Consider the following 20,575-nt stretch of genomic DNA (forward strand, 5'->3'; position numbering starts at 1 on the left):
GGCCGAGGCGTTCGCTACGGCGTGCCGCGAGGCGATCCCTGAGCGGAGGGGCCGTCGCCGGGCGGGAGGGCCGCGGCGACCTCGGACGCCGCTTCCGCCAGGAGTTCGTCGTCGGGTTCCGCGTGCCGCTCCTTGCGGTTGGTCATGAGGGTCAGGACGATCGGGGCGCGGTCCGGCGGCCAGAGGACCGCGATGTCGTTGCGGGCGCCGTACGTGCTGCCCGTGCCGGTCTTGTCGCCGACCGTCCAGTTCGCCGGCACCCCCGCGCGGATCAGGGTGTCGCCGGTGGTGTTCGTGCGCAGCCACGTGGTGAGCCGGGCGCGCTCGGGCTCGTCGAGGGCGTCGTCCAGGACGAACGCGCGCAGGTCCTCCGCCAGCGCGCGCGGCGTGCTCGTGTCGCGGGTGTCGCCCGGGGTCCAGCGGCTCAGCTCCGGTTCGTCGCGCACCATGCGGGTGACGTCGTCGCCGAGGGCCTCCAGTTCGGCGTCCATGCCCGCCGGGCCGCCGAGTTCGGCGAGGACCAGGTTGGCGGCGGCGTTGTCGCTGTAGCGCACGGCGGCCTCGCACAGGTCGCGCAGCGTCATGCCGGTGGCGACGTGCTTCTCCGTCACGGGGGAGTGGGCGATGAGGTCGTCCGCGGAGTACGTGATCACCCGGTCCAGTTCCGCCGCCGAGTGGGTGCGGAGCACGACGCCCGCGGCCAGCGCCTTGAACGTCGAGGCGTACGGGAAGCGTTCGCCCGCCCGGTACGCGACCTTCCGCCCCGTTCCCGTGTCGACGGCGTAGACCCCGAGCCGTGCGCCGTATGCGCGTTCCAGAGCCGCCAGTTCACGGACGTACGGCTCCGGTGACGCCGAAGGGGTGGCGGCGGCCCGCGAGGGTTCGGGCTTCGCTTGCGACGTGTCCTCCGCGCATGACGTCAGTGCTGCGAGTACGAGCGCGCAGAGCGCGCCTGCCGCCGCGCGGTGGGTGCGGGTGAGCCGCATGCTCCGGACCTCCGGTCGATCTGTGCCGCCACCACCTTCGCCCATTCGGCGATCACGCGTCCACGCCGGGCGAAGGAGGTCCGGGACTGTCCTCCTTCCTTCCTACGGTGGCGGGGAGCCCGGCAAACGAGAGGCACCCTCCCATGACCATCGTCGTCACCACTCCCACCGGCCGCGTCGGATCCCGCGTCGTCCGCCTCCTGCTCCAGGCCGGTGTACGCCCCCGCGCGCTCGTCCGCGACCCCGCGCGCCTCGACCCGGCGACCCGCGCCCTCGTCGACGTACGCACCGGCGACATGACGGACACGGCGTTCGTCCGCGAGGCGACGGCCGGCGCCCGGACCGTCTTCTGGGTCGACCCCACCCCGGACACCGACCCCGATCCGAACGCGGCCTCCGAGCGGACCGCCGCGGGACTCGTCGACGCCGCGCGCGCAGGTGACGTCGCGCGGGTCGTGCTGCTCAGCAGCATCGGGGCGGAACTGCGCGGCGGAGCCGGGCACATCGACGCGCTCGGCCGGATCGAGGAGAGCCTCGACGCCACCGGGGCCGACACCCTCCACCTGCGCTGCGCCTACTTCTTCAGCAACCTCCTCCTCTCCCTGGACGACCTGGCCCGCGGCGTGCTCACCACGCAGTTCCGCCCCGAGCGCCCCATGGCGTGGGTCGACCCGCGCGACATCGGCGACGTCGCCGCCGCGCGGCTGCTCGCCGACGACTGGAAGGGGCGCGTCGTCCAGGCCGTGCACGGGCCGGAGGACCTGAGTTTCCTCCAGGTCGCGGAGATCCTGACCGGGGCGCTGGGCCGCCCGGTGCGGGTGGAGGCCGTCAGCGACGACGAGGTACGCGCCGCGCTGGGCTCGGCGGGGCTGCCGCCGGGCGCCGTGGAGGCCGTCGCCGGCATGGCCGCGGGCACCCGCGACTTCACCCCCGAGCAGCCGCGCGACGTGCTCACCACCACGCCCACCACCCTCGCCGCCTGGGCGTACGCGCACCTGCGGCCGCTGGTCAGCGAAGCGCTGCGGGCAGCGGCGGCGCGGGGTGGCGACGGCGCGGCAGGTGCCGCAGCGTGAACAGCCCGAGCGCCGCGTGCAGCAGCGCCGCGACCAGCGCCGCCGCGTGCAGCCCCGTGACGAACGCGGACTCCGCCTGACCGGCCGCCGCCGCCGTGATCCCCGGCGCCTGCAACGTCTCGGTGAGCGTCCCGGCCAGGTCAGGACCCCGCAGCCGGAAGACGAGCGCCGCCAGGGAGCCGAGGAGCGCGATCCCGAGGGCGTTGCCGAGTTCGTTGCTCGTCTCGGCGATCGCCCCGGCGGAACCTGCGCGCTCCGGCGGCACCGCGGCGACGGCGGTGTCCGCGACCACGCTGAACGAGATGCCGTAGCCGACGCCGGCGACGACGGTGGCCGCGACGTACCAGCCCGTGCCGCCCGAGACCCCCGTGGGCAGGAGCAGCAGCAGCCCGCCGGCGATGACGAAGTGGCAGGCGAGCAGCGCGGCCCGGGTGCCGGTGCGCGCGACCACCGCCGGGGTGACGACGCAGGTGACCGTGAGCACCAGCGCGCCGGGCAGCGTCACGAGGGCCGCGTCGAAGACGCCGAGCCCGCGTACGGACTGCAGGTAGATGCCGCCCAGGTACGCCACCGCCGACCAGGCCGCCAGCGGCAGCAGCCCGGTGACCGCCGCGATCGCGAACACCCGGTCGCGGAAGAGCCGGAGGTCGATCAGCGGGTGCGCGAGCCGTAGTTGGCGGCGTACGAACCACCACAGCAGGGCGACGCCGGCGCCGGCTGCGACCAGCGGGACGGCCGCGGGACCGTGGGCCGCCGCGCGCTTGATCCCGTAGACGGCCAGCAGGATCCCCGCGGCGGACAGCACGACGCTCGGCACGTCGACGCGGCCCTGCCCGCCGGCACGAACCTCGCGCAGCAGCCGCGGAGCCAGCAGCAGGAACAGCGCGACCACCGGAAGGTTGATCAGGAACACCGAGCCCCACCAGAAGTGCGCGAGCAACTGCCCGCCCACCACCGGGCCGATCGCGAAGCCCGCGGCGAAGGCCGCCGCGAAGATCCCGATGGCCTGCGCGCGCCGCCGCGCGTCGGCGAACAGCTCGCTCAGCACCGCGAGCGCGGAGGGCAGCAGCGTGGCGCCGGCCACGCCCATCAGCACCCGGAACGCGATCAGCAGCTCCGCGGACGGCGCGAACGCCGCGCCCGCCGAGGCGGCGCCGAACACCGCCGCCCCGGTCAGCAGCAGCCGGAGCCTGCCGTACCGGTCGCCGATGCCGCCGAACGCGATGAGCAGGGAGCCGACCGCGAACCCGTAGCCGTCGAGTATCCACAGCGCCTGGTCCGCCGACGGCGACAGCTCCGCTGAGATCGAGGTCATCGCCAGGAACAGCACCGAGCCGTCCATCGCGACCAGCAGCACCGGGCCGAGCACCACGAGCAGGCCGAGCCACGCCCGCGGGCCGGGGGCGGGAGGGGGAGAAGTCCGCTGTACGTCCATGGCCACGACGGTGCTCCGGCGCCCGGCCGCCAGCCATCCCCGCACCGTGGGTACACCCGGCAGGGATACCCGGGGCCGCCGCACCCGCGCCCGCCCCGACGTAGCCTCGGCACCATGGAGCTGGAGAACCTCGGGGCGTATCTGAAGACCCGCCGCGGCCGTGTCACGCCCGCCGCCGCCGGACTCGGCACCTACGGCGCCGCCCGCCGGGTGCCGGGCCTGCGCCGCGAGGAGCTGGCGCAGCTCGCCGGGGTGAGCGCCGGGTACTACACGCGGCTGGAGCAGGGGCAGGCAGGCACCGCCTCCCGGCAGGTGCTCGACGCGCTGGCCCGGGTGCTGCGGCTCGACCCGGCCGAGACGGCCCACCTGCACAACCTCGCCCGCCGCCCGGCCGCGCCGCGGCTGGTCCGGCCGGCGCCCGAGAAGCCGCACCCCCGGGTGCTGGCGCTGCTGACGTCCCTGGCCGAGACGACGCCGGCCGTCGTGCTGGGCCGCCGCGGCGACGTGCTGGCCTGGAACCGCACCGGGCACGCGCTCGTCGCCGAGCACGCCGACTTCGACGCCCCCGGCGACCCCGCCCGCCGGCCTTCGGTGCCCCGGATGTTCTTCCTCGACCCGCTCGTACGGGACCAGCACGCCAACTGGGCGGAGCTGGCCCGCATCCACGTCGCGTACCTGCGGCTGACCGCGGGCCGCTACCCCACCGACGCCCGCCTCGCCGAGCTGATCGGCGAACTCGCCATGGGCAGCGCGGACTTCGCCGAGCTGTGGGCGGCGGGCGACGTCGCCGACTGCACCGTGGGCACGATGCGGCTGCGGCACCCCACCGTCGGCGCGCTCGACGTCGGCTACCAGGTCTGGCTGCAGCCCGACAGCCCCGACCACCGGCTGGAGGTCTACACCCCGGACGACCCCGCCTCCGCCGACGCCCTCCGGCTGCTGTCCGCCCGGTCGCACCCGGCGGACGCCTGACACGACGCGACATGGTCGCCTCCCGCAGTTACGTGATCACCCTGGCGCCCGCCGTACGCGAGCGGCTGCTGGACCGGGTACGGGCCCTCCTCGCGGTGGCGCGACCGGGTGAGATGCCGTACGTGACCGAGTGCCATCGCGCCGAGCGATGAGTTCCGCCGGGTCAGCCGGTCTATCCGTACGGAGAGGCAATCCCTGAACGTCGGAGGAGCACCATGACCGCCCACGCAATGCCGCCCGTCGTCGACACCGACACCTGGCGGCGCGAGCTGGACGCGCTGCGCGTCCGCGAGAAGGCCGCGACCCGGGAGCTGGACGCCATCGCCGCGCAGCGGCGCCGGCTGCCGATGGTCGAGATGCCCGACTACACCCTGGAGGGTGCGGAGGGGCCGGTCCGGCTGGTGGACGTCTTCGACGGCAAGTCGCAGCTCATCGTCTACAACCACATGTGGTTCGAGGACAAGGAGTGGCAGTGCGGCGGCTGCACGAGCTACACCGCGCAGTTCACCCGGTTCGGCTTCCTCGACCCGTACGACGCGCGGTTCGTCATCGTCACGCAGGGCCCGATCGACCAGGCGCTGGCGTACAAGAAGCGCGTCGGCAACCAGATGACCTGGTACTCCACCGCCAACAGCCCGTTCGGCGCCGACGTCGACGCCCCGAAGGGCGGCGGGTTCGCGCTCAACGTCTTCCTGCGCGACGGCGACACGGTCTACCGCACCTGGCACTCCAGCGGCCGCGGCACCGAGCAGTTGAGCCACACCTTCCCGCTCATCGACGTGCTGCCGTACGGGCGGCAGGAGGAGTGGCAGGACTCGCCCGAGGGCTGGCCGCAGTCGCCCGCGTACAGCGGCTGGCTCGACTCGAAGGACATCGCCCGCCTCTACGGCGAGGACGCGTAAGCCGGCTCGCTCACGGGCCGGGAGGGGGCGGCGGAGGCGGCGGGAGCGTCGCCGTGCTCGGCGCGGACTCGGGCCACACCAGCAGCAGCGGGCACGGCGCGTGGTCGACGACGAAGCGGCTCGCCGGGCCCAGGCTGCGCGGGCCCAGGTGCGCGCGGTCGCCGTCCCTGGCGACGACCAGCAACTCGGCGTCCGCCGCCGCCGCGACGACCTCCCGCTCGACCCGTCCCGTGCGCCTGGCCAGGGTGCAGGGCCGGCCCAGCCGGGCCGCGGCCTCGGCCAGCAGCTCGTCGGCCGAGGCGTCCGCGAGCCGCGCCACCCGCTCGCCCGGGTCGGGTCCTGCGCCTTCGCGCCCCGGCCGCCCGGGCGCGGGCCCGCCACGCCCGAGCAGCCCGGCGAGCGCGCCGTGCGCCGCGCCGGGCACGTCGGCCGGGGCGACGTGCAGCAGGACGACCTCGGCCTCCTCGGGCGCGTGCGCACCCGCGGCGGCCACGCAGGCGGGCCAGGTGCCCTCGACGATCCACACCACCACGGCCACGGCTCACCCTCCTCCGATCACGGTCAGCGAGACCCACAGTGCCAGCACCGCGGCGCCCAGGGCCGCCGGTACGGCGTACACGCCGAGGCGGGTGAACTCCTTCAGTTCCACCTCCGCGTCGTGTGCGTGCACCACGCGCCGCCACAGCAGGGTGGCGAGCGAGCCCGTATAGGTGAGGTTGGGGCCGATGTTCACGCCCAGCAGCACCGCCAGCACGGCGGCGGGGCCCGACGGGACCGCGAGCGGCAGCAGCACCAGCACCGCGGGCAGGTTGTTGATCACGTTCGCGGGCACGGCGGCGAGCGCCGCCGTTCCCAGCAGCGCGAGCAGTCCCGTGCCCGAAGGCACCAGCCGGCCCAGGGCCGCGCCGAGGCCGTTGTCGACGACCGCGCGGACCACCAGTCCCAGGGCGAGGACGAAGGCGAGGAAGGGGGGCGCGGTGGCCCGCAGGAGGGCGGCGGCGCCGCTGCCGGCCCGCCGCCACGCGAGGCGAGGCCGTGTCAGACCGGCCTTCTAACCTGGTCCGGTGGAGCGATTCGAGGGATACGGGGTGCTGGTCACGGGCGCCGGACAGGGGATAGGCGAGGCGGTCGCCCGCCGCTTCGCCGCGGAGGGCGCGGGCGTGCTGGTCACCGACCGGGACGGCGAGCGCGCCGAGCGGGCCGCCGCCGCGATAGGCGCAGCAGGCGGTACGGCCGTGGCGCTCGCCTGCGACGTGACGGACGGCGCGGCGGTCCGGGCGGCGGTCGCGTACGCGGCCGAGTCCTTCGGCGGGTTGCACGTCCTCGTCAACAACGCCTACGCCGTCCACCGCGACCCGCCGCGCTTCGAGGACTGGCAGGAGCCCGACTGGTACGAGGACTTCGAGGTCACCCTGCACGGCGCCGCGCGCTGCGCCCGCGCGGCGCTGCCGCTGCTGGCCGCCGCCCCGGGCCGGTCCGCGATCGTCAACATCGGCTCGGTCAACGCCGAACGCCACTACGGCGAGCACGCGTACAGCGCCGCCAAGGCCGCGCTCGTCTCCCTGACCCGCACCCTGGCCGTGGAGAGCGCGGCGCGCGGCGTGCGCGTGAACCTCGTCGAGCCCGGCACCGTGCGCACCGCCGTCTGGGCCGGCCGGCCCGAGGTCCTTGCCCGGGTCGAGGAGCACTACCCGCTGGGCCGGGTCGGCGAACCGGACGACATCGCGGGGGCGGTGGCGTTCCTCGCCTCCGGCGACGCGGCATGGATCACCGGGGTCAGCCTGCCGGTGGACGGCGGGCTGCTGGCGAGCCACCTCGCGATGTCCCGGAGCATCGCGGGCGACGGGGCGTGACCGGCCGCCCGGCCACCGCGCCGGGCGGGCGGGCGGGCCCGCGGGCGCCGGTGACGGCGGGCTCCTCCTCGGTTACGTTGTCCGGGCCGCGCCCCCGACCCCGGACGGTGGAGACCATGTCAGAGGAAACCTTCCACGACGGCACGCAGCGGGTGGTCGTCGACACCTCGGTGCCGCACTCGGCGAGGATCTTCAACTACTGGATCGGCGGCAAGGACAACTACGAGGCGGACCGCACCGCCAGCGCCCGGTTCCAGCAGGTCTTCCCGGAGATCGTCGATCTCGCGCGCAGCGGGCGGCAGTTCCTGCGCCGGGTCGTCGGCCACCTCGCCGGGGAGGCGGGCGTACGGCAGTTCCTCGACATCGGCACCGGGCTGCCCACCGCGGACAACACCCACGAGGTGGCCCAGCGCGCGGCCCCCGACTCCCGCATCGTCTACGTCGACAACGACAAACTCGTCCTCGCCCACGCCCGCGGCCTGCTCACCAGCACCGGCGAGGGCGCGACCGCGTACATCGACGCCGACGTCGAGGACCCCGAGGCGATACTCGCGGGCGCGGCGCGCACCCTGGACCTCGACCGCCCGGTCGCCGTCATCCTCATGGGCATCCTGGCGCACGTCGACGGTTACGAGCAGGCCAGGTCGGTGGTGCGGCGGCTGATGGACCCGCTGCCGCCCGGCAGTTACCTGGCGATACGGGACGGCGTCGAAGGGAACGAGAAGTACAGCCGCGCCATCGCCGGCTACAACGCCACCGGCGCCGTGCCGTACCACCTGCGCAGCGAGGCGCAGATCGCCGGCTACCTCGACGGAATGGAGCTGGTCGAGCCCGGCGTGGTGTCCTGCCCGCTGTGGCGGCCCGAGCCGGTGGAGGTGGGCAGCCCGGTGGAGTTGGCGGTCCTGGGCGGGGTCGGCCGGAAGCCGTAGGCGGCGGCCCGCGGCGGCGGGCGTGCCGCCGCCGCGTGTTGCCGCCGCGGGCATGTCTCCCGCTCGCAAAGATCGGGCCAAGGTGCGCTTTTGCCCCCTGTGGCGCGTTACGCTACCGCGGGTAGCGTGAGTCTCGACGGCGAAGGACCATCGCCTGCGGAGGACCGATGACGGTGCCCACGGCGGCAGTGCACGACCCCGGGATCCCGCTCGCCGGCGAACACGAGCGCGGCGGCCGGCCCGTCTGCAGGTCAGTCCTCGGCTCCCGGTTGCGCCGGCTGCGCCAGGACCGCGGCATCCAGTTGCAGGCGGCCGCCCGCCAGATCGGGGCCTCGGTCGCCAAGCTGTGCCGGCTGGAACTGGGCCAGGGCGGCTGCAAGGACCACGACGTCGCGGCGCTGCTCGACTTCTACGGCGTCACCGACGAGGACGTGCTCGACGAGTTCGCGGCGCTGACCCGCGGCGCCAACGCGCCGAGCTGGTGGCAGGAGTACAGCGACCTGATACCCAGTCAGGCGGAGACCCACCTCGGCCTGGAGGAGGCCGCCACCGTCATCCGCAGCTACCAGTCCCAGCGGATCCCGGACCTGCTGCAGACGGCCGCGTACGCCCGCGCGATCACCCAGCTCGGCTTCCCGCGCGACCCGGTGCAGACCGTGGAGCGCCGGCTGCACCTGCTGGAACGCCGCCAGCAGGCCCTGACCCGCGCCGACCCGCCGCGCTGCTGGGTGCTGCTCGACGAGGCGGCGCTGCGGCGCTCCGTCGGCGCCCCGGGGGTGATGGAGGGCCAGTTGCAGCACCTGCTCCGGCTGCACCTCGAACACCCCACGGTCACGCTGGACGTGGTGCCGCTGGCGGCCGGCGGCACGGCCGCGGTGGCGCAGCCGCTGACGATGCTGCGGTTCGCCGAGCCCGAACTGCCGGACGTGGTCTGCCTGGACCAGCTCTCCGGCACCGTACGCATCGACAAGCCCAGCGAGGTCGACCGCTACCGGCTGGCGCTGGACAACCTCGCCGCGGCCACCAGCACCAGCACCGACGCCGCGGAGTTCCTGACCCGCCTGCTGCACGGCCGCTGACCGGCGCCGTACGCGCGGCGCGTACCGCGGCCGGGCGACACACCCCACAGGGCCGCTGTGCCGCCCCCGCGTACCCACCAGCCACACTGACCCCATGACGGAAACGGAATCCTTTGCGTACGACGTGGTGGTCATCGGCGGCGGTCCCGTGGGCGAGAACGTGGCGGACCGCACCCGCGCGGCCGGCCTGTCCACCGCGGTCGTCGAGAGTGAACTCGTCGGCGGCGAGTGCTCGTACTGGGCCTGCATGCCCAGCAAGGCCCTGCTGCGGCCGGTGCTCGCCCGCGCCGACGCCCGCCGCCTCCCCGGGGTGAGCGGCCTGGTGGCCGGCGACCTCGACGCGGCCGCCGTCCTCGCCCGCCGGGACGCGTTCACCTCCCACTGGGAGGACGACGGCCAGGTCGCCTGGCTCGACGGCATCGGCGCCGACCTCTACCGCGGCCGGGGCCGCCTCGCCGGGCCGCGCACCGTGGAGGTGACCGACGCCGACGGCGTGGTGCGCACGCTGACCGCCGGGCACGCCGTCGCCGTCTGCACCGGCAGCCGCGCCCTGCTGCCCAGGCTGCCGGGCCTCGATGACGTCAAGCCGTGGACCAGCCGGGAGGCCACGAGTTCCGCGGTCGTCCCCGGGCGGCTGATCGTCGTCGGCGGCGGCGTGGTGGGCGTCGAGATGGCCACCGCCTGGCAGGCGCTCGGCTCCCGGGTCACCGTCCTCGTCCGCGGCGGCGGCCTGCTGGACCGCATGGAGCCCTTCGCCGGCGAGCTGGTCACCGAGGCGCTGACCGAGGCGGGCGCCCAGGTACGTACCGGCACCTCCGTCACCTCCGTGGTCCGCGAGAACGGCACGGTCCTCGCGACCACCGACGCCGGCGACACCATCGAGGCCGACGAGATCCTCTTCGCCACCGGCCGCGCGCCCCGTACCGACGACCTCGGCCTGGAGACCGTGGGCCTGGAGCCCGGCTCCTGGCTGGCGGTGGACGACAGCCTGCGGGTCGAGGGCAGCGAGTGGCTGTACGCGGTCGGGGACGTCAACCACCGCGCGCTGCTGACCCACCAGGGCAAGTACCAGGCGCGCATCGCCGGTGCGGCCATCGCCGCCCGCGCGCAGGGCGTGCCGCTGCTGGAGTCGGACCCGTGGGGCGCGCACGCCGCGACCGCCGACCACGGCGCCGTCCCGCAGGTCGTCTTCGCCGACCCGGAGGCCGCGGCCGTCGGGATGTCGCTGGCCGAGGCGGAACGGGCCGGGCACCGGGTGCGCGCGGTGGACGTCGACCTGGGCTCGGTCGCGGGCGCCGCGCTGTACGCGGACGGCTACCGCGGGCGGGCGCGCATGGTCGTCGACGTGGACGAGGAGATCCTGCGCGGCGTCACGTTCGTCGGTCCCGGCGTGGGGGAGCTGATCCACTCGGCGACCATCGCGGTCGTCGGGGAGGTGCCGGTCAGCCGGCTGTGGCACGCGGTCCCGTCGTACCCCACGATCAGCGAGGTGTGGCTGCGGCTGCTGGAGGCGTACCGTGGCTGACCGCACCCCCGCCCCCCGGAAAATCCCGTCACCCTCCGCGGCCGGCGGCCGCTAGGGTCTGTCTTCGATCTCGCGTCGTTCGCCCGTAGGGCGGGCGGCGCGGCGGCTGGTCGGTGCGGCGCCGGTCGGAGGCGGTCACGCCACGGGCGTACGGGCCGGGGGAGTGGGTGCTCGACAAGGGCGCCGCGGACATCCCCGACAGCGAGTACGCCGGGGTGGCGCAGGACGTCGCCGAGGGTATGTCGCTGGAAAAGGTGGCCCGGGACTGGGACGTGAGCGTCGAGCGGGTCCGCGAAGTCCTCGCCCACACCGGCCCGCTGGAGCCGGACGAGGCCCCGGTCCCCACCATCGCGTGGCGGCTGGGGCACCTGCACTCGGGCATCGCCGGCGGCTGGGAGTGGACCTTCGGCGAGCGGCGCCGGGACCCGAAGCTGCTGGTCGGCTTCACGCCCTCCGCCGAGCTGGCCGTCGCCCGGTTCTGGCAGGACGCCGACCGCTGGCGCGACAGCGTCGCCACCGTCACCGAGGAGCAGTTGGACACGGTCGGCTTCTCCCAGTATCCGTACGCGTCCGACGCCGACAACGCCTACGTCGAGGTGCTGTGGGCGGGCAACCTGGAGTTCATCCACCACATTTCGGAGATCGCGCTCCTCCGCGACCTGTGGCGGGCCCGCTTCACCGGGACCTGAAAGCAACGCGTGCCTCGTACGCCCCCGGGACGTACGAGGCACGCGAACCACCCGGCGTCCGGCGTCAGATGCCGAACTCCGAGGGCGCGAGACCGAGCACCGAGCACGCCTCGCGGAGCACCTGCTGCTCGGCCGGGTCGATGTGGCCGTCGGCACCGGCGATGACGAACCCGGTCTGGATCACCGCCCGCGCCTCCGCCGCCTTCTTCTTGGCCTTGGCGATCTCCTGCAGCGCCTCCGCCTTGCCCGACTGGAAGTCGACCGTGAGCCGGTCGAGGTGCTTGGTGAACCGCTGCCGCAACTGCTCCGGCGGGAAGTTCTGCAGCACGTCGTTGGTCATGATCATCGACTCCATGCGCTCCCGCTCGGCGGGGTGCACGTGTCCGTCCGCCGCCGCCACGAGCGCGCAGACCGCCATGGTGGCGTCCCGGTACGCGCCGCTCTTCAGCTCCGTCTTCATCGAGCTGAGCTGCGACTTGAACATGCTCACGAGCTGGGCCTTGGAACCACCGCCCGAGCCCGTCGAGCCCTGGCTCCCGGACCGCGCTCCGCCACGGGACTGCTGAAGGCCCTTGGCCTGGTCCTTGATCCGATCAAACATCGACACTGAAATGCCACCTCGGGTTGCGGGCGTACCGCCCGACTCGTCGGTTCCGGTCGTCGTACCGAAGACCGCGGTGCCGCGGTCAGTCTCTCAACGCCTCCGCAGGACGCTGAGGTTCCGCATGTACCCGTCCGGGGGAACGGGGGAACCGCGTGGGGCGGGGCGCCGTCCGAGAGGCGTACGGGGGAGCGAGGGGGGACGGCATGACGGGGGCTCCGGCAGGTGCAGTACGGCCGCGCAGCGGTACGTGGTTGATCACGGCGGCGATCGTCGTGGGCGCGTTGCTCGCGGGTTGCGTGTGGTGGGCGGCGGCGGGACCGGACGGCGCACCCGTCTCCGGCCCCGACGGCGCCGACGGCACGGTGGTGCCCGGGGCGGAGGCCGTGCACTTCGAGCAGGGGCACGGACTCGCGGCGGTCCGCACGCTGCTGCGGACGCCGGCGGACGTGCGGGCGTTCGCCGGCTGGTATTCGCAGGAGAGCGTCGGCGGCGCGCTGCAGGAGAAGCTGCTCGCCCGCGACCTGGACGCCGAGGTCCTGGTCGCCACGGGCTGGAGCAGCGGCTGCACCAGCGCCGGGGGCGCGGTGCTGACGTACGACGAGAACACCGGCTACGCGGCGCGGCTGACCGATACGACGACGTACGAGACGTGCGACAGCCCGTGGGACGTGCTCGCGGTCTTCGCCGTCCAGGAGGACGACGCCGGGGCGGACCCGAGGATCGGCGGCGCCCCGCCAGGACCGCCGGGACCCGCGGAACTCCTCGCGTACGCGCCGCTCGACGGTGCCGCCGGGGGGCGTGCGCCGCGGGCGGCCGAGGTCAGCCAGCCGGACCAGTTCGACGCCTTCGTACGCCCGCTGCCGGCGGCGGCGACCGCGGCGCTGGAGAGCAGACTGGGGAGCCTGTACGACTCGGAGCTGCCGGGGCCTGCGCGGCGCTTCGCCTTCGCGGGGCAGGGGTGCGGCGACGGCCTGCTGCTGGAGATCACGTCGCGGCGGCTGCGGCCGGTGGGGGCGGGTGGCGCGTGCCGGGATCCGCGGCCGTACGTCGCGGTGTTCTCGGTGCCGGCGGACCGGGTGCCGTCGAGCGCGGTGATCGGCGGCTGATCTCCCGTAGCGAAAGTTTCGCACGCGATCGCGAAAGCGGCTGGAAACCACTGTTGTCGCGCCACTGACCCCTTCCTGCCGCATGGGAGCGCTCCCGTTCTGGCTTGGAGGTCCCCCCCATGCGCTTCCACCCGCTCCGCAGGACCCGACCACTCGCGTGGCTGGACGGCACCCGGGTCACCTCCAGGGCCGACTGGCGCTGCCGCCGGGCCGTGATCAGGGAGCTGGCCGAGCGCACCGTCTACGGCCAGAAGCCGGCCAGGCCCGGGAGCGTCACCGGCAGCGTCTCGCGGACCGGGATCACCGTGAACGGCTCCGACCAGGGCCGCAGCGCGAGCTTCTCCGCCCGCGTCGAGTTGCCCACCGGCACCGGCCCGTTCCCGGCGGTCGTCGTCTACGGCGGCTTCGGCGCGGACACCGCCGCCATCAAGGCCGCCGGCGCCGCCGCCGTCACCTTCGACCCGTACGCCGTGGGCCGCGAGGGCACCCCGCGCAGCAACAAGCAGGGCGCCTTCTACCGGCTCGGCGCCCGGTCCGGCAGCGTCGCGGCGCTCGGCGGGGCGGAGGTCTACAAGGCGCTCGGCGCGGGCCGGAACATCAGCTACTGGTCCGATGTGCAGGACGGCACCCACTGCGCCTCCCGGGCCGAGTGGCGCGGGCCGCTGCAGGAGAGCATCGCGACGTTCCTGCGCGGTACGGGCAGCGCCCCCGGCGTCTTCCGGATCTCGCCGAAGAAGCCCGGCAACCTCGCCGAGTGGCGCACCTGGCAGACCCCGGTCCTCACCGACGGCGGCTGACCCCAGCCGGACCCCCCACGCCACCCCCTCGGCCTACGCGGACCCGAGCGGGTGGCTCCGCGCGCCGGGCCGCGGCGCTCTCTGTGAGACCTTGGCCTTGATCACCGGCGCCGCGGCGGACCGCCGCGGCGCCCGCAGCGCGCGACGCCACCGGGAGGAGCGCTGAAGTCGTACACCGCCGACGCCCTCAAGGGGCGCCCGCGCCTGGCCGGAACCGTCGAGCGGCTCCGCGCGCCCGCCGTGGCGCAGACGGTGCGCGCGGCCATGGCCGCCACCCTCGCGTACGTCGTCGCCCTCCAGCTCACCAACGGCCCCAAGCCGCTCACGGCGCCGCTGACCGCGCTGCTCGTCGTCCAGGTGACCTTCTACGCCACCCTCACCACCGGCATCCGGCGTGTCACCGCCGTCGTGGTCGGGGTGCTGATCGCCAGCGGGTTCAGCGCGCTGGTCGGGCTGAGCTGGTGGAGCCTCGGGCTCATCATCCTCAGCTCGCTGATCGCGGGGCGCATCGTGCGGGTGAGCGAGTTCGTGCCCGAGGTGGCGATCAGCGCGATGCTGGTCCTCGGCGTCGCCCACGTGGGGGACACGGCGTTCACCCGGATCCTGGAGACCCTCACCGGCGCCGTCGTGGGCCTCACGTTCAACCTCGTGCTGGCGCCCCCGGTGTGGGTGGAGAGCGCGGGCGACGCCATCGAGGACCTGGCCCGCCGCATGCGCCGCCTGCTGCTGCGCAGCACGGAGCAGCTCACCGAGGTCACCCCGCCGTCGGTCGCCGCCGACCGGCTGTACGCGGCGCGCGAACTGGACGAGTTCGTCGGCGAGGTCGACACCTCGCTGCGCCGCGCCGAGGACAGCCTGCGGCTCAACCCCCGGGTGAGCGAGGGCCTGATGCACCGGGTGGTCCTGCGCACCGGTCTCGACACGCTGGAGATCTGCGCGGTGGTGCTGCGCGTCCTCACCCGGAGCCTGTCGGACCTCGCGCAGGCCCGGCGGAAGGGCGAGCCGCTGTTCCCGCGCGACGCGGGCGCGGCGCTGCAGGACCTCTTCGGCTACCTCGGCGACGCGCTGGTGAGCTTCGCCCAACTGGTCGCGACCGAGGTCTCCGAGAGCGCCGAGACCGCGGCCGGCCGGCTGGAGGCGGACCTGTCCGCGGCCCATGCCGTACGGGACCGGGTGGAATCGCTGCTCCTGGAGACCGTGGGACGCGACGAGGAGAACTGGTTCCTGTACGGAGCGCTCCTCGCCGACGTCAACCGGGTCCTCGACGAACTCGACACCGAACACCGCTCCGCCCGCCTGCTGGAGGCACTCGACCGCAGCAGCCGCGACTACCGCGAGCACATCCCGCGGCTCTCCCGCCTCAGCGCCTGGCTCACCCGCTGACCCCGCGGCCCCTACGGTTCCGGCGGCGCTCCGGACCGTACCGCCCGCGTCAGCGGTACGCCGCGGTCGCCGCCGCCAGCTCGTCCAGCGCCCGCAGCGACTCCGCCTCCGGCAGCGTCGGCAGGTCCAGCAGCACCCGCTCAAGACCCAGCTCCGCGTACGTCTCCAGGGCCGCCGGCTCGTGCGACGCGGAGTACGGCACCACCGGCGCGTCGCCCGCGACCTCCCGCAGCCGCCGCATCCGCCCGCCCAGTTCCCCGGCCGGCACCCGGCTCGGCAGCCACGTCGCGCCGTACGCCGCGACCCGCTCGAAGGCCGGCTCGCCGCCTCCGCCCACGTAGACGGGTGGATGCGGGCGCTGCACCGGCTTCGGCCAGCAGAACACCGGGTCGAAGTCGACGAACTCGCCGTGGAACTCCGCCTCGTCCTGCGTCCACAGCGCGATCATCGCGCGCATCCGCTCGTCCAGCAGCCTTCCGCGGGTGCGCGGTTCCGTGCCGTGGTTGCGCATCTCCTCGCGGTTCCAGCCCGCGCCGACGCCGAAGGCCACCCGGCCGCCCGAGACCAGGTCGAGCGTGGCGACCTCCTTCGCGGTGACGATCGGGTCCCGCTCCACGACCAGCGCGATGCCGGTGCCCAGCAGCAGGTTCCGGGTCACCGGGGCCACCGCCGCCAGGGCCACGAACGGATCGAGCGTGCGGTAGTACTTCCGCGGCAGCTCGCCGCCGGCCGGCAGGGGCGAGCGGCGGTCCACCGGGATGTGGGTGTGCTCGGCGACGAACAGCGCGTCGAAGCCGCGCTCCTCCAGCGCCCTCCCGAGCACCGCCGGCGCGATGCCCTCGTCGGTCAGGAACGTCGACACCCCGAACTTCACGGGCGGCCACCTCTCTCGGGTACGCACGTCGCGTACCCACTCGGCTACGCGCGCCACGCACGGTCGCACACCGCGGAGGCACCCGCAAGATCGGCCGCCGCCGGCCACGGCCCGGCGGGCGGTCCCGGCGCCGCGATGGCACAGTTGCCTGGAGAGGGCCGCCGCGTCCCGCGGCTCGCGCGGCCGGCGGTACCGGGAATCCGGAGGACGGAACGGTGACCCAGAACCAGCAACGTACGGTGCACGCTCTCCTGGACGGCTACGGGACCACGTACGCCGAGGACGCGGGCATCCGGCTTCGCAACACCCCGCAGCCCCTCTACCAACTGCTCGTGCTCTCCTGCCTGCTCAGCGCCCGGATCCGGGCGAGCGCCGCGGTCAGCACGGCCCGCGCGCTCTTCCAGGCCGGGATGGGCAGTCCGCAGCGGATGGCCGACGCCACCTGGCGGCAGCGGGTCGAGGTCCTCGGCGAGGGCGGCTACCGGCGCTACGACGAGAGCACCGCGACCCAGCTCGGCGACGGTGCCCGGCTGCTGCTGGACACCTACGGCGGCGACCTGCGAGGGCTGCGCCGCGAGGCGGACGGCGACACTGCCCGGATGGGCAGTCTGCTCCGGCGGTTCCCGGGCCTCGGCCCCGCGGGCGCGGCGATCTTCCTGCGCGAGGTCCAGGGCATCTGGCCGGAGGCCGCCCCGTACATCGACGCCAAGGTCGTACAGGGCGCCGGCAAGGTGGGCCTGCCGGAGGACCCCTCCCGGCTCGCCCGGCTCGTGGGGGAGCCGCAGCTCCCGCGGTTCACGGCGGCGCTGGTGCACTGCGCGCTGGACAAGGGCGCGGCGCAGCAGGTCAGGGAGCTCACGCACGCATGAGGCCGGGCGCCACCGCCTCCCGGGCGGGCGGCGGTGGCGCCGCGGGCGGAGACGACGGGTACGCCCCGACCTGCGCTGAGCGCGTACGGCGAGCCCGGGGACACCCGGGTCGGAAGAGGAGGGATGTCTAAAATGCCGCCGAATGGGGTACGTGAGGCTGAATGAGAGTCGGCGTGATCGATGCGGGATCCCACACGGTGCGCCTGGTGGTCGCGGACGCGGACGGCCAGGTGCCGCTGCCCCTGCACACGGCCAAGCGGCAGCTGCGCCTCGCGGAGCTCGCCGGCCCCGACGGGCGGCTCGGCGACCGGGCGGTCGGGGAGCTGGCCGCCGCCGTGGGCGCCGCGCGTGAGGAGGCCGGGCGCTGGGGGGTGGCGGAGCCGTTCGCCTTCGCCACCGCGGTCGTACGCGACGCCCCCAACGCGCGCGACATCGTCCGCGCCGTCCGCGAGCGCACCGACGTGGTCCTGCAACTGCTGCCCGGCGAGACGGAGGCCGAACTGACATTCCTGGCGGCCCGCCGGTGGATGGGCTGGCGCGCCGGGCCCATGGCAGTGCTCGACATCGGTGGCGGCTCGTTCGAGGTCGCCTGCGGCCGCAGCCGGCTGCCCGACTTCGCCGTCGCGCTGCCGCTGGGCGCCGCCCGGCTGACCCGCGAGTTCTTCGGCAAGCACGACCCGCCGCCGCCCGCCGCGGTCAAGGCCGTACGCCGCCACGTGCGCCACCGGCTGCGCGACGTGGCCGCGCGCATCCGCTGGGAGGCGCCCCGTACCACCGTCGTCACCTCCCGCACCATGCAGCAGCTCGCCCGCCTCTGCGGCGCCGCACCCGGGCGGCACGGCCCGTTCGTCCCCCGCACGATGGCGCAGGAGGACCTCCGCCGCGCCGTCAAGCAACTGCGCGGGCTGCCCGCCGCGGAACGCGCCCGGCTGCCCGGCATCTCACCGGCCCGAGCCCGGCAGTCGCTGGCCGGCGCGGTGGTCGCGCACACCGCCATGAAGCTGATGAGCATCGACGTGGTCACCGTCTGCCCCTGGGCGATCCGCGAGGGCATCCTGCTGCGCACCGTCGAGGAGGGCAGCCTGAGCTGGTGGACGGCCCCGGCCGGCGACGAGCCGCGCGTGCCGGGACAGCGCAGGCCGCACCCGGGCCTCGGGCTCGACCAGATCCGGCATCAGGTCAACCTGGCGAACTGAGGAGCCGTCTGAGCCCGCCCCGGCCCTCTCCAGCGGCCGAACCGGCGGCTGTGGCGGCGCGTTGACGACGATGGCGGCGGGCGGCGTGGTACCCCGGATCTCATGGACGCAGAGGCCCAGGACAACGACGGCAGCACGGCCCGGGATCCCGCGGCCCGAAGACGCCACCCCCTCCTCTTCCGCGTGGCGCAGGCCAAGCTCCGGCCCCGGTGGCGACTGAGCGAGATCACCGTCACCGAGGAGCCCGAGATCCGGCGCGCCGTGCGCGCCGCCGCGCTGGGCAACGCCATGGAGTGGTTCGACTACGGCATCTACGCCTACCTGGCGGTCACCCTCGGCGACGTCTTCTACGCCGGTGCCAGCGAGGGCACCCGCACGATACTGTCGCTGGCGACCTTCGCGGTCTCCTTCGCCGTGCGCCCCCTGGGCGGTGCCTTCTTCGGCCCGCTCGGCGACCGCGTCGGCCGCAAGCAGGTGCTCGCGCTGACGATGATCCTGATGGCGTCGGCGACCTTCTCCATCGGCCTCATCCCCAGCTACGACACCATCGGCCTGTGGGCGCCCCTGCTGCTCATCATCGCGCGGCTGACGCAGGGCTTCTCCACCGGCGGCGAGTACGGCGGCGCGGCGACCTTCATCGCCGAGTACGCCCCGGACAAGCGGCGCGGCTACTACGGCAGCTTCCTGGAGATGGGCACCCTCGCCGGCTACATCGGCGCCTCCGGGCTCGTCCTCGTGCTCACCGCGGGCATCGGCGAGGACGGCATGGCCTCCTGGGGCTGGCGCATCCCGTTCCTGATCGGGGGCCCGCTCGGCGCGATCGGCCTCTACCTGCGGCTGCGGCTGGAGGAGACGCCCGCCTTCGTGAAGTCCGAGGCGGGCCGGGCCACCGTGGCGGAGGTGACGGGCGAGGCCGAGCCCGCCCTGGGCCGGAAGGCCGAGGGCGGGAAGGACGAGGGGAAGCAGGCGCCGGGGGAGCTGCGGCGGATCATGGCGGGGCAGCGGCAGACGATACTGCTGTGCATCGCGCTGGTGGCGGCGTACAACGTGGCGAACTACATGCTGCTCACGTACATGCCGACGTACCTCACGGAGGTCCTGGACTGGCCGCGCGCCGAGCAGCTCGCCGTCGTCATCGCCACGATGGTCGCGATGATCTCCGTGGTCACGCTCGTCGGCCGCGCCAACGACCGGATCGGCCGCAAACCGCTGCTGATGATCGGCATGGTCGGCTTCCTCGTGGTGAGCGCGCCGGCCTACGTCCTGGTGCGGCAGGGGTCCGTCCTCGCGGTCTTCGGCGGCATGCTGCTGCTCGGCGGCAGCCTCATCTGCCTCCAGGGCACCATGTCGGCGACGCTGCCGGCGCTCTTCCCCACGGAAATCCGCTACGGCTCGCTGGCCATCGGCTACAACCTCTCCGTCGCGGTCTTCGGCGGCACCACCCCCGCGGTCATCGAGGGGCTGGTGCACGTCCTGGACACGCCGATGGCGGCGGCGTACTACACGATGGCCTTCGCCGTCGTCGGCATCGTCTCCGTCTCGCTGCTGACGGAGACGGCGGGCCTGCCGCTGGAGGGCTCACCGCCCGCGGTGGCCACGGCGGCGGAGGCGGAGGAGGTCGTACGCACCCAGCGCCGGAACCTGCTCTGACCCCCGCCGGGGCGGCGGCCGGGCTCAGCCGTGCAGGGTGGGCCGGTAGATCAGCTCCTGGATGTAGCCGTCGAGGGTCCGGGTCCCGATCAGGTCGAGGTCGAAGTCGGCCGCGCCCTCGAAGATCGGAGCGATCCCGGACCGCCCGGTGATCACCGGGAAGAGCGTGACGTGCACCCGGTCGACCAGCCCGGCGGCCATCAGGGCCCGGTTCATCGACAGGCTGCCGTGCGAGCGCAGCGGCACGTCCGACTCCTCCTTCATCCGGGCGACCACGTCGACGGCGTCGCCGCGCGCGACGGTCGCGTCCGGCCAGTCGAGGGGCTCCGTCAGGGTGGTCGACACGACGGTCGCCGGCAGGTGCGTCATCCGGGTGACCCACGGGTCGCGCACGTCGTCGCCCTCGGAGCTGTCGGCGATCATCTGCGCGAAGAGCCGGTGGGTCCGGGCGCCGAAGACCATCCGCTGCTCCTCGCTGTAGAGGGCGAGGCGGCGGTCGAGCAGTTCGGGGCCCTGCTTGCCCCAGTAGCCGGTCCAGTCGCCGCCGGCGGCGCCGAAGCCGTCCAGGCTGCTGAAGACGTCGAAGGTGTACGTGGCGGTCATGATGCGCTCCTCGGAAGGCAGTCGATCGGTACAGGGGGTAGGACGGAGCG

The 20,575-nt window shown here is 74.5% G+C and carries 20 protein-coding genes and 2 pseudogenes; 15 read left to right on the top strand and 7 right to left on the bottom strand.

What is annotated here, in order from left to right; translation table 11 throughout:
- Window positions 1-14 precede the first annotated feature (14 nt).
- Window positions 15-986 (bottom strand): class A beta-lactamase, encoded by a 972-nt coding sequence (bla, locus tag OG946_RS32625; protein WP_326799541.1) that lies wholly within the window; start codon window positions 984-986, stop codon window positions 15-17.
- A gap of 143 nt (window positions 987-1,129) precedes the next feature.
- Between bla and OG946_RS32630 the strand changes: the two genes are divergently transcribed.
- On the top strand, window positions 1,130-2,059 hold the full coding sequence (locus OG946_RS32630; RefSeq protein WP_326799542.1) for an NmrA family NAD(P)-binding protein: 930 nt from the start codon (window positions 1,130-1,132) through the stop codon (window positions 2,057-2,059).
- Here the strand turns inward: OG946_RS32630 and OG946_RS32635 are convergent.
- Complete coding sequence (locus tag OG946_RS32635) at window positions 1,995-3,500, bottom strand: MFS transporter (RefSeq protein WP_442814555.1); 1,506 nt, start codon at window positions 3,498-3,500, stop codon at window positions 1,995-1,997. The two genes, OG946_RS32630 and OG946_RS32635, sit on opposite strands and share 65 nt — an antisense overlap.
- A gap of 108 nt (window positions 3,501-3,608) precedes the next feature.
- Between OG946_RS32635 and OG946_RS32640 the strand changes: the two genes are divergently transcribed.
- From OG946_RS32640 to OG946_RS32650, 3 genes are all read left to right on the top strand, one after another.
- Window positions 3,609-4,466, top strand: coding sequence for a helix-turn-helix transcriptional regulator (locus OG946_RS32640; RefSeq protein ID WP_326799544.1), 858 nt, complete (start codon window positions 3,609-3,611; stop codon window positions 4,464-4,466).
- Between the two features lie 11 nt (window positions 4,467-4,477).
- Entirely contained in the window at window positions 4,478-4,618 is a 141-nt protein-coding gene (locus tag OG946_RS32645) for a hypothetical protein (protein ID WP_326799545.1), read from the top strand.
- A gap of 63 nt (window positions 4,619-4,681) precedes the next feature.
- Entirely contained in the window at window positions 4,682-5,368 is a 687-nt protein-coding gene (locus OG946_RS32650) for a DUF899 domain-containing protein (RefSeq protein WP_326799546.1), read from the top strand.
- Between the two features lie 10 nt (window positions 5,369-5,378).
- Here OG946_RS32650 and OG946_RS32655 read toward each other — a convergent pair whose 3' ends face one another.
- Both OG946_RS32655 and OG946_RS32660 read right to left on the bottom strand, forming a co-directional pair.
- Window positions 5,379-5,906, bottom strand: coding sequence for a universal stress protein (locus OG946_RS32655; RefSeq protein WP_326799547.1), 528 nt, complete (start codon window positions 5,904-5,906; stop codon window positions 5,379-5,381).
- 3 nt (window positions 5,907-5,909) lie between these two features.
- Window positions 5,910-6,368: pseudogene (locus tag OG946_RS32660) on the bottom strand (ArsB/NhaD family transporter); the annotation flags it as partial.
- A gap of 64 nt (window positions 6,369-6,432) precedes the next feature.
- Between OG946_RS32660 and OG946_RS32665 the strand changes: the two are divergent.
- The 5 genes and pseudogenes from OG946_RS32665 to OG946_RS32685 all read left to right on the top strand — a co-directional run.
- Window positions 6,433-7,221: an SDR family NAD(P)-dependent oxidoreductase gene (locus OG946_RS32665; protein ID WP_326799548.1), complete on the top strand. Its 789-nt coding sequence runs from the start codon at window positions 6,433-6,435 to the stop codon at window positions 7,219-7,221.
- A 116-nt stretch (window positions 7,222-7,337) separates the two neighbouring features.
- On the top strand, window positions 7,338-8,150 hold the full coding sequence (locus tag OG946_RS32670; protein WP_326799549.1) for an SAM-dependent methyltransferase: 813 nt from the start codon (window positions 7,338-7,340) through the stop codon (window positions 8,148-8,150).
- Window positions 8,151-8,317: 167 nt separating this feature from the next.
- A complete protein-coding gene (locus OG946_RS32675; RefSeq protein WP_326799550.1) occupies window positions 8,318-9,229 on the top strand; it encodes a helix-turn-helix domain-containing protein in 912 nt (303 codons plus the stop codon).
- A 94-nt stretch (window positions 9,230-9,323) separates the two neighbouring features.
- Window positions 9,324-10,754 (top strand): dihydrolipoyl dehydrogenase family protein, encoded by a 1,431-nt coding sequence (locus tag OG946_RS32680; RefSeq protein ID WP_326799551.1) that lies wholly within the window; start codon window positions 9,324-9,326, stop codon window positions 10,752-10,754.
- 101 nt (window positions 10,755-10,855) lie between these two features.
- Window positions 10,856-11,443: pseudogene (locus OG946_RS32685) on the top strand (DinB family protein); the annotation flags it as partial.
- Between the two features lie 64 nt (window positions 11,444-11,507).
- On the opposite strand, the gene OG946_RS32690 reads toward OG946_RS32685, so the two are convergent.
- On the bottom strand, window positions 11,508-12,044 hold the full coding sequence (locus OG946_RS32690) for a tellurite resistance TerB family protein (RefSeq protein WP_442814656.1): 537 nt from the start codon (window positions 12,042-12,044) through the stop codon (window positions 11,508-11,510).
- Window positions 12,045-12,250: 206 nt separating this feature from the next.
- Between OG946_RS32690 and OG946_RS32695 the strand changes: the two genes are divergently transcribed.
- From OG946_RS32695 to OG946_RS32705, 3 genes are all read left to right on the top strand, one after another.
- On the top strand, window positions 12,251-13,153 hold the full coding sequence (locus OG946_RS32695; RefSeq protein WP_326799553.1) for a hypothetical protein: 903 nt from the start codon (window positions 12,251-12,253) through the stop codon (window positions 13,151-13,153).
- Window positions 13,154-13,272: 119 nt separating this feature from the next.
- Window positions 13,273-13,950 carry a glucuronyl esterase domain-containing protein gene (locus OG946_RS32700; RefSeq protein ID WP_326799554.1) on the top strand — a complete coding sequence of 226 codons (678 nt, stop codon included), beginning with the start codon at window positions 13,273-13,275 and terminating at the stop codon, window positions 13,948-13,950.
- 264 nt (window positions 13,951-14,214) lie between these two features.
- Complete coding sequence (locus OG946_RS32705; protein WP_326799555.1) at window positions 14,215-15,333, top strand: FUSC family protein; 1,119 nt, start codon at window positions 14,215-14,217, stop codon at window positions 15,331-15,333.
- A gap of 49 nt (window positions 15,334-15,382) precedes the next feature.
- On the opposite strand, the gene OG946_RS32710 is transcribed toward OG946_RS32705, so the two are convergent.
- Entirely contained in the window at window positions 15,383-16,207 is an 825-nt protein-coding gene (locus OG946_RS32710; RefSeq protein WP_326799556.1) for an LLM class F420-dependent oxidoreductase, read from the bottom strand.
- 215 nt (window positions 16,208-16,422) lie between these two features.
- Between OG946_RS32710 and OG946_RS32715 the strand changes: the two genes are divergently transcribed.
- The 3 genes from OG946_RS32715 (at window position 16,423) to OG946_RS32725 (ending at window position 19,922) form a co-directional block, all read left to right on the top strand.
- The gene (locus OG946_RS32715) at window positions 16,423-17,076 is read left to right on the top strand and encodes an endonuclease (RefSeq protein WP_326799557.1); all 654 of its coding nucleotides are present in this window, start codon (window positions 16,423-16,425) and stop codon (window positions 17,074-17,076) included.
- 161 nt (window positions 17,077-17,237) lie between these two features.
- On the top strand, window positions 17,238-18,272 hold the full coding sequence (locus tag OG946_RS32720; RefSeq protein WP_326799558.1) for a Ppx/GppA phosphatase family protein: 1,035 nt from the start codon (window positions 17,238-17,240) through the stop codon (window positions 18,270-18,272).
- A gap of 102 nt (window positions 18,273-18,374) precedes the next feature.
- On the top strand, window positions 18,375-19,922 hold the full coding sequence (locus tag OG946_RS32725; protein WP_326799559.1) for an MFS transporter: 1,548 nt from the start codon (window positions 18,375-18,377) through the stop codon (window positions 19,920-19,922).
- Between the two features lie 24 nt (window positions 19,923-19,946).
- Here the strand turns inward: OG946_RS32725 and OG946_RS32730 are convergent, their stop codons facing one another.
- The gene (locus OG946_RS32730) at window positions 19,947-20,525 is read right to left on the bottom strand and encodes a dihydrofolate reductase family protein (protein ID WP_326799560.1); all 579 of its coding nucleotides are present in this window, start codon (window positions 20,523-20,525) and stop codon (window positions 19,947-19,949) included.
- Window positions 20,526-20,575 lie beyond the last annotated feature (50 nt).

Source organism: Streptomyces sp. NBC_01808, from assembly GCF_035917395.1.
Lineage (GTDB): Bacteria > Actinomycetota > Actinomycetes > Streptomycetales > Streptomycetaceae > Streptomyces.

Bases quoted from the DNA above. Each gene is read 5' to 3' on its own strand.
- bla (WP_326799541.1), bottom strand. From the start codon at position 986: ATGCGGCTCACCCGCACCCACCGCGCGGCGGCAGGCGCGCTCTGCGCG.
- OG946_RS32630 (WP_326799542.1), top strand. From the start codon at position 1,130: ATGACCATCGTCGTCACCACTCCCACCGGCCGCGTCGGATCCCGCGTC.
- OG946_RS32640 (WP_326799544.1), top strand. From the start codon at position 3,609: ATGGAGCTGGAGAACCTCGGGGCGTATCTGAAGACCCGCCGCGGCCGT.
- OG946_RS32645 (WP_326799545.1), top strand. From the start codon at position 4,478: ATGGTCGCCTCCCGCAGTTACGTGATCACCCTGGCGCCCGCCGTACGC.
- OG946_RS32650 (WP_326799546.1), top strand. From the start codon at position 4,682: ATGACCGCCCACGCAATGCCGCCCGTCGTCGACACCGACACCTGGCGG.
- OG946_RS32670 (WP_326799549.1), top strand. From the start codon at position 7,338: ATGTCAGAGGAAACCTTCCACGACGGCACGCAGCGGGTGGTCGTCGAC.
- OG946_RS32675 (WP_326799550.1), top strand. From the start codon at position 8,318: ATGACGGTGCCCACGGCGGCAGTGCACGACCCCGGGATCCCGCTCGCC.
- OG946_RS32680 (WP_326799551.1), top strand. From the start codon at position 9,324: ATGACGGAAACGGAATCCTTTGCGTACGACGTGGTGGTCATCGGCGGC.
- OG946_RS32690 (WP_442814656.1), bottom strand. From the start codon at position 12,044: ATGTTTGATCGGATCAAGGACCAGGCCAAGGGCCTTCAGCAGTCCCGT.
- OG946_RS32695 (WP_326799553.1), top strand. From the start codon at position 12,251: ATGACGGGGGCTCCGGCAGGTGCAGTACGGCCGCGCAGCGGTACGTGG.
- OG946_RS32700 (WP_326799554.1), top strand. From the start codon at position 13,273: ATGCGCTTCCACCCGCTCCGCAGGACCCGACCACTCGCGTGGCTGGAC.
- OG946_RS32705 (WP_326799555.1), top strand. From the start codon at position 14,215: ATGGCCGCCACCCTCGCGTACGTCGTCGCCCTCCAGCTCACCAACGGC.
- OG946_RS32720 (WP_326799558.1), top strand. From the start codon at position 17,238: ATGAGAGTCGGCGTGATCGATGCGGGATCCCACACGGTGCGCCTGGTG.
- OG946_RS32725 (WP_326799559.1), top strand. From the start codon at position 18,375: ATGGACGCAGAGGCCCAGGACAACGACGGCAGCACGGCCCGGGATCCC.
- OG946_RS32730 (WP_326799560.1), bottom strand. From the start codon at position 20,525: ATGACCGCCACGTACACCTTCGACGTCTTCAGCAGCCTGGACGGCTTC.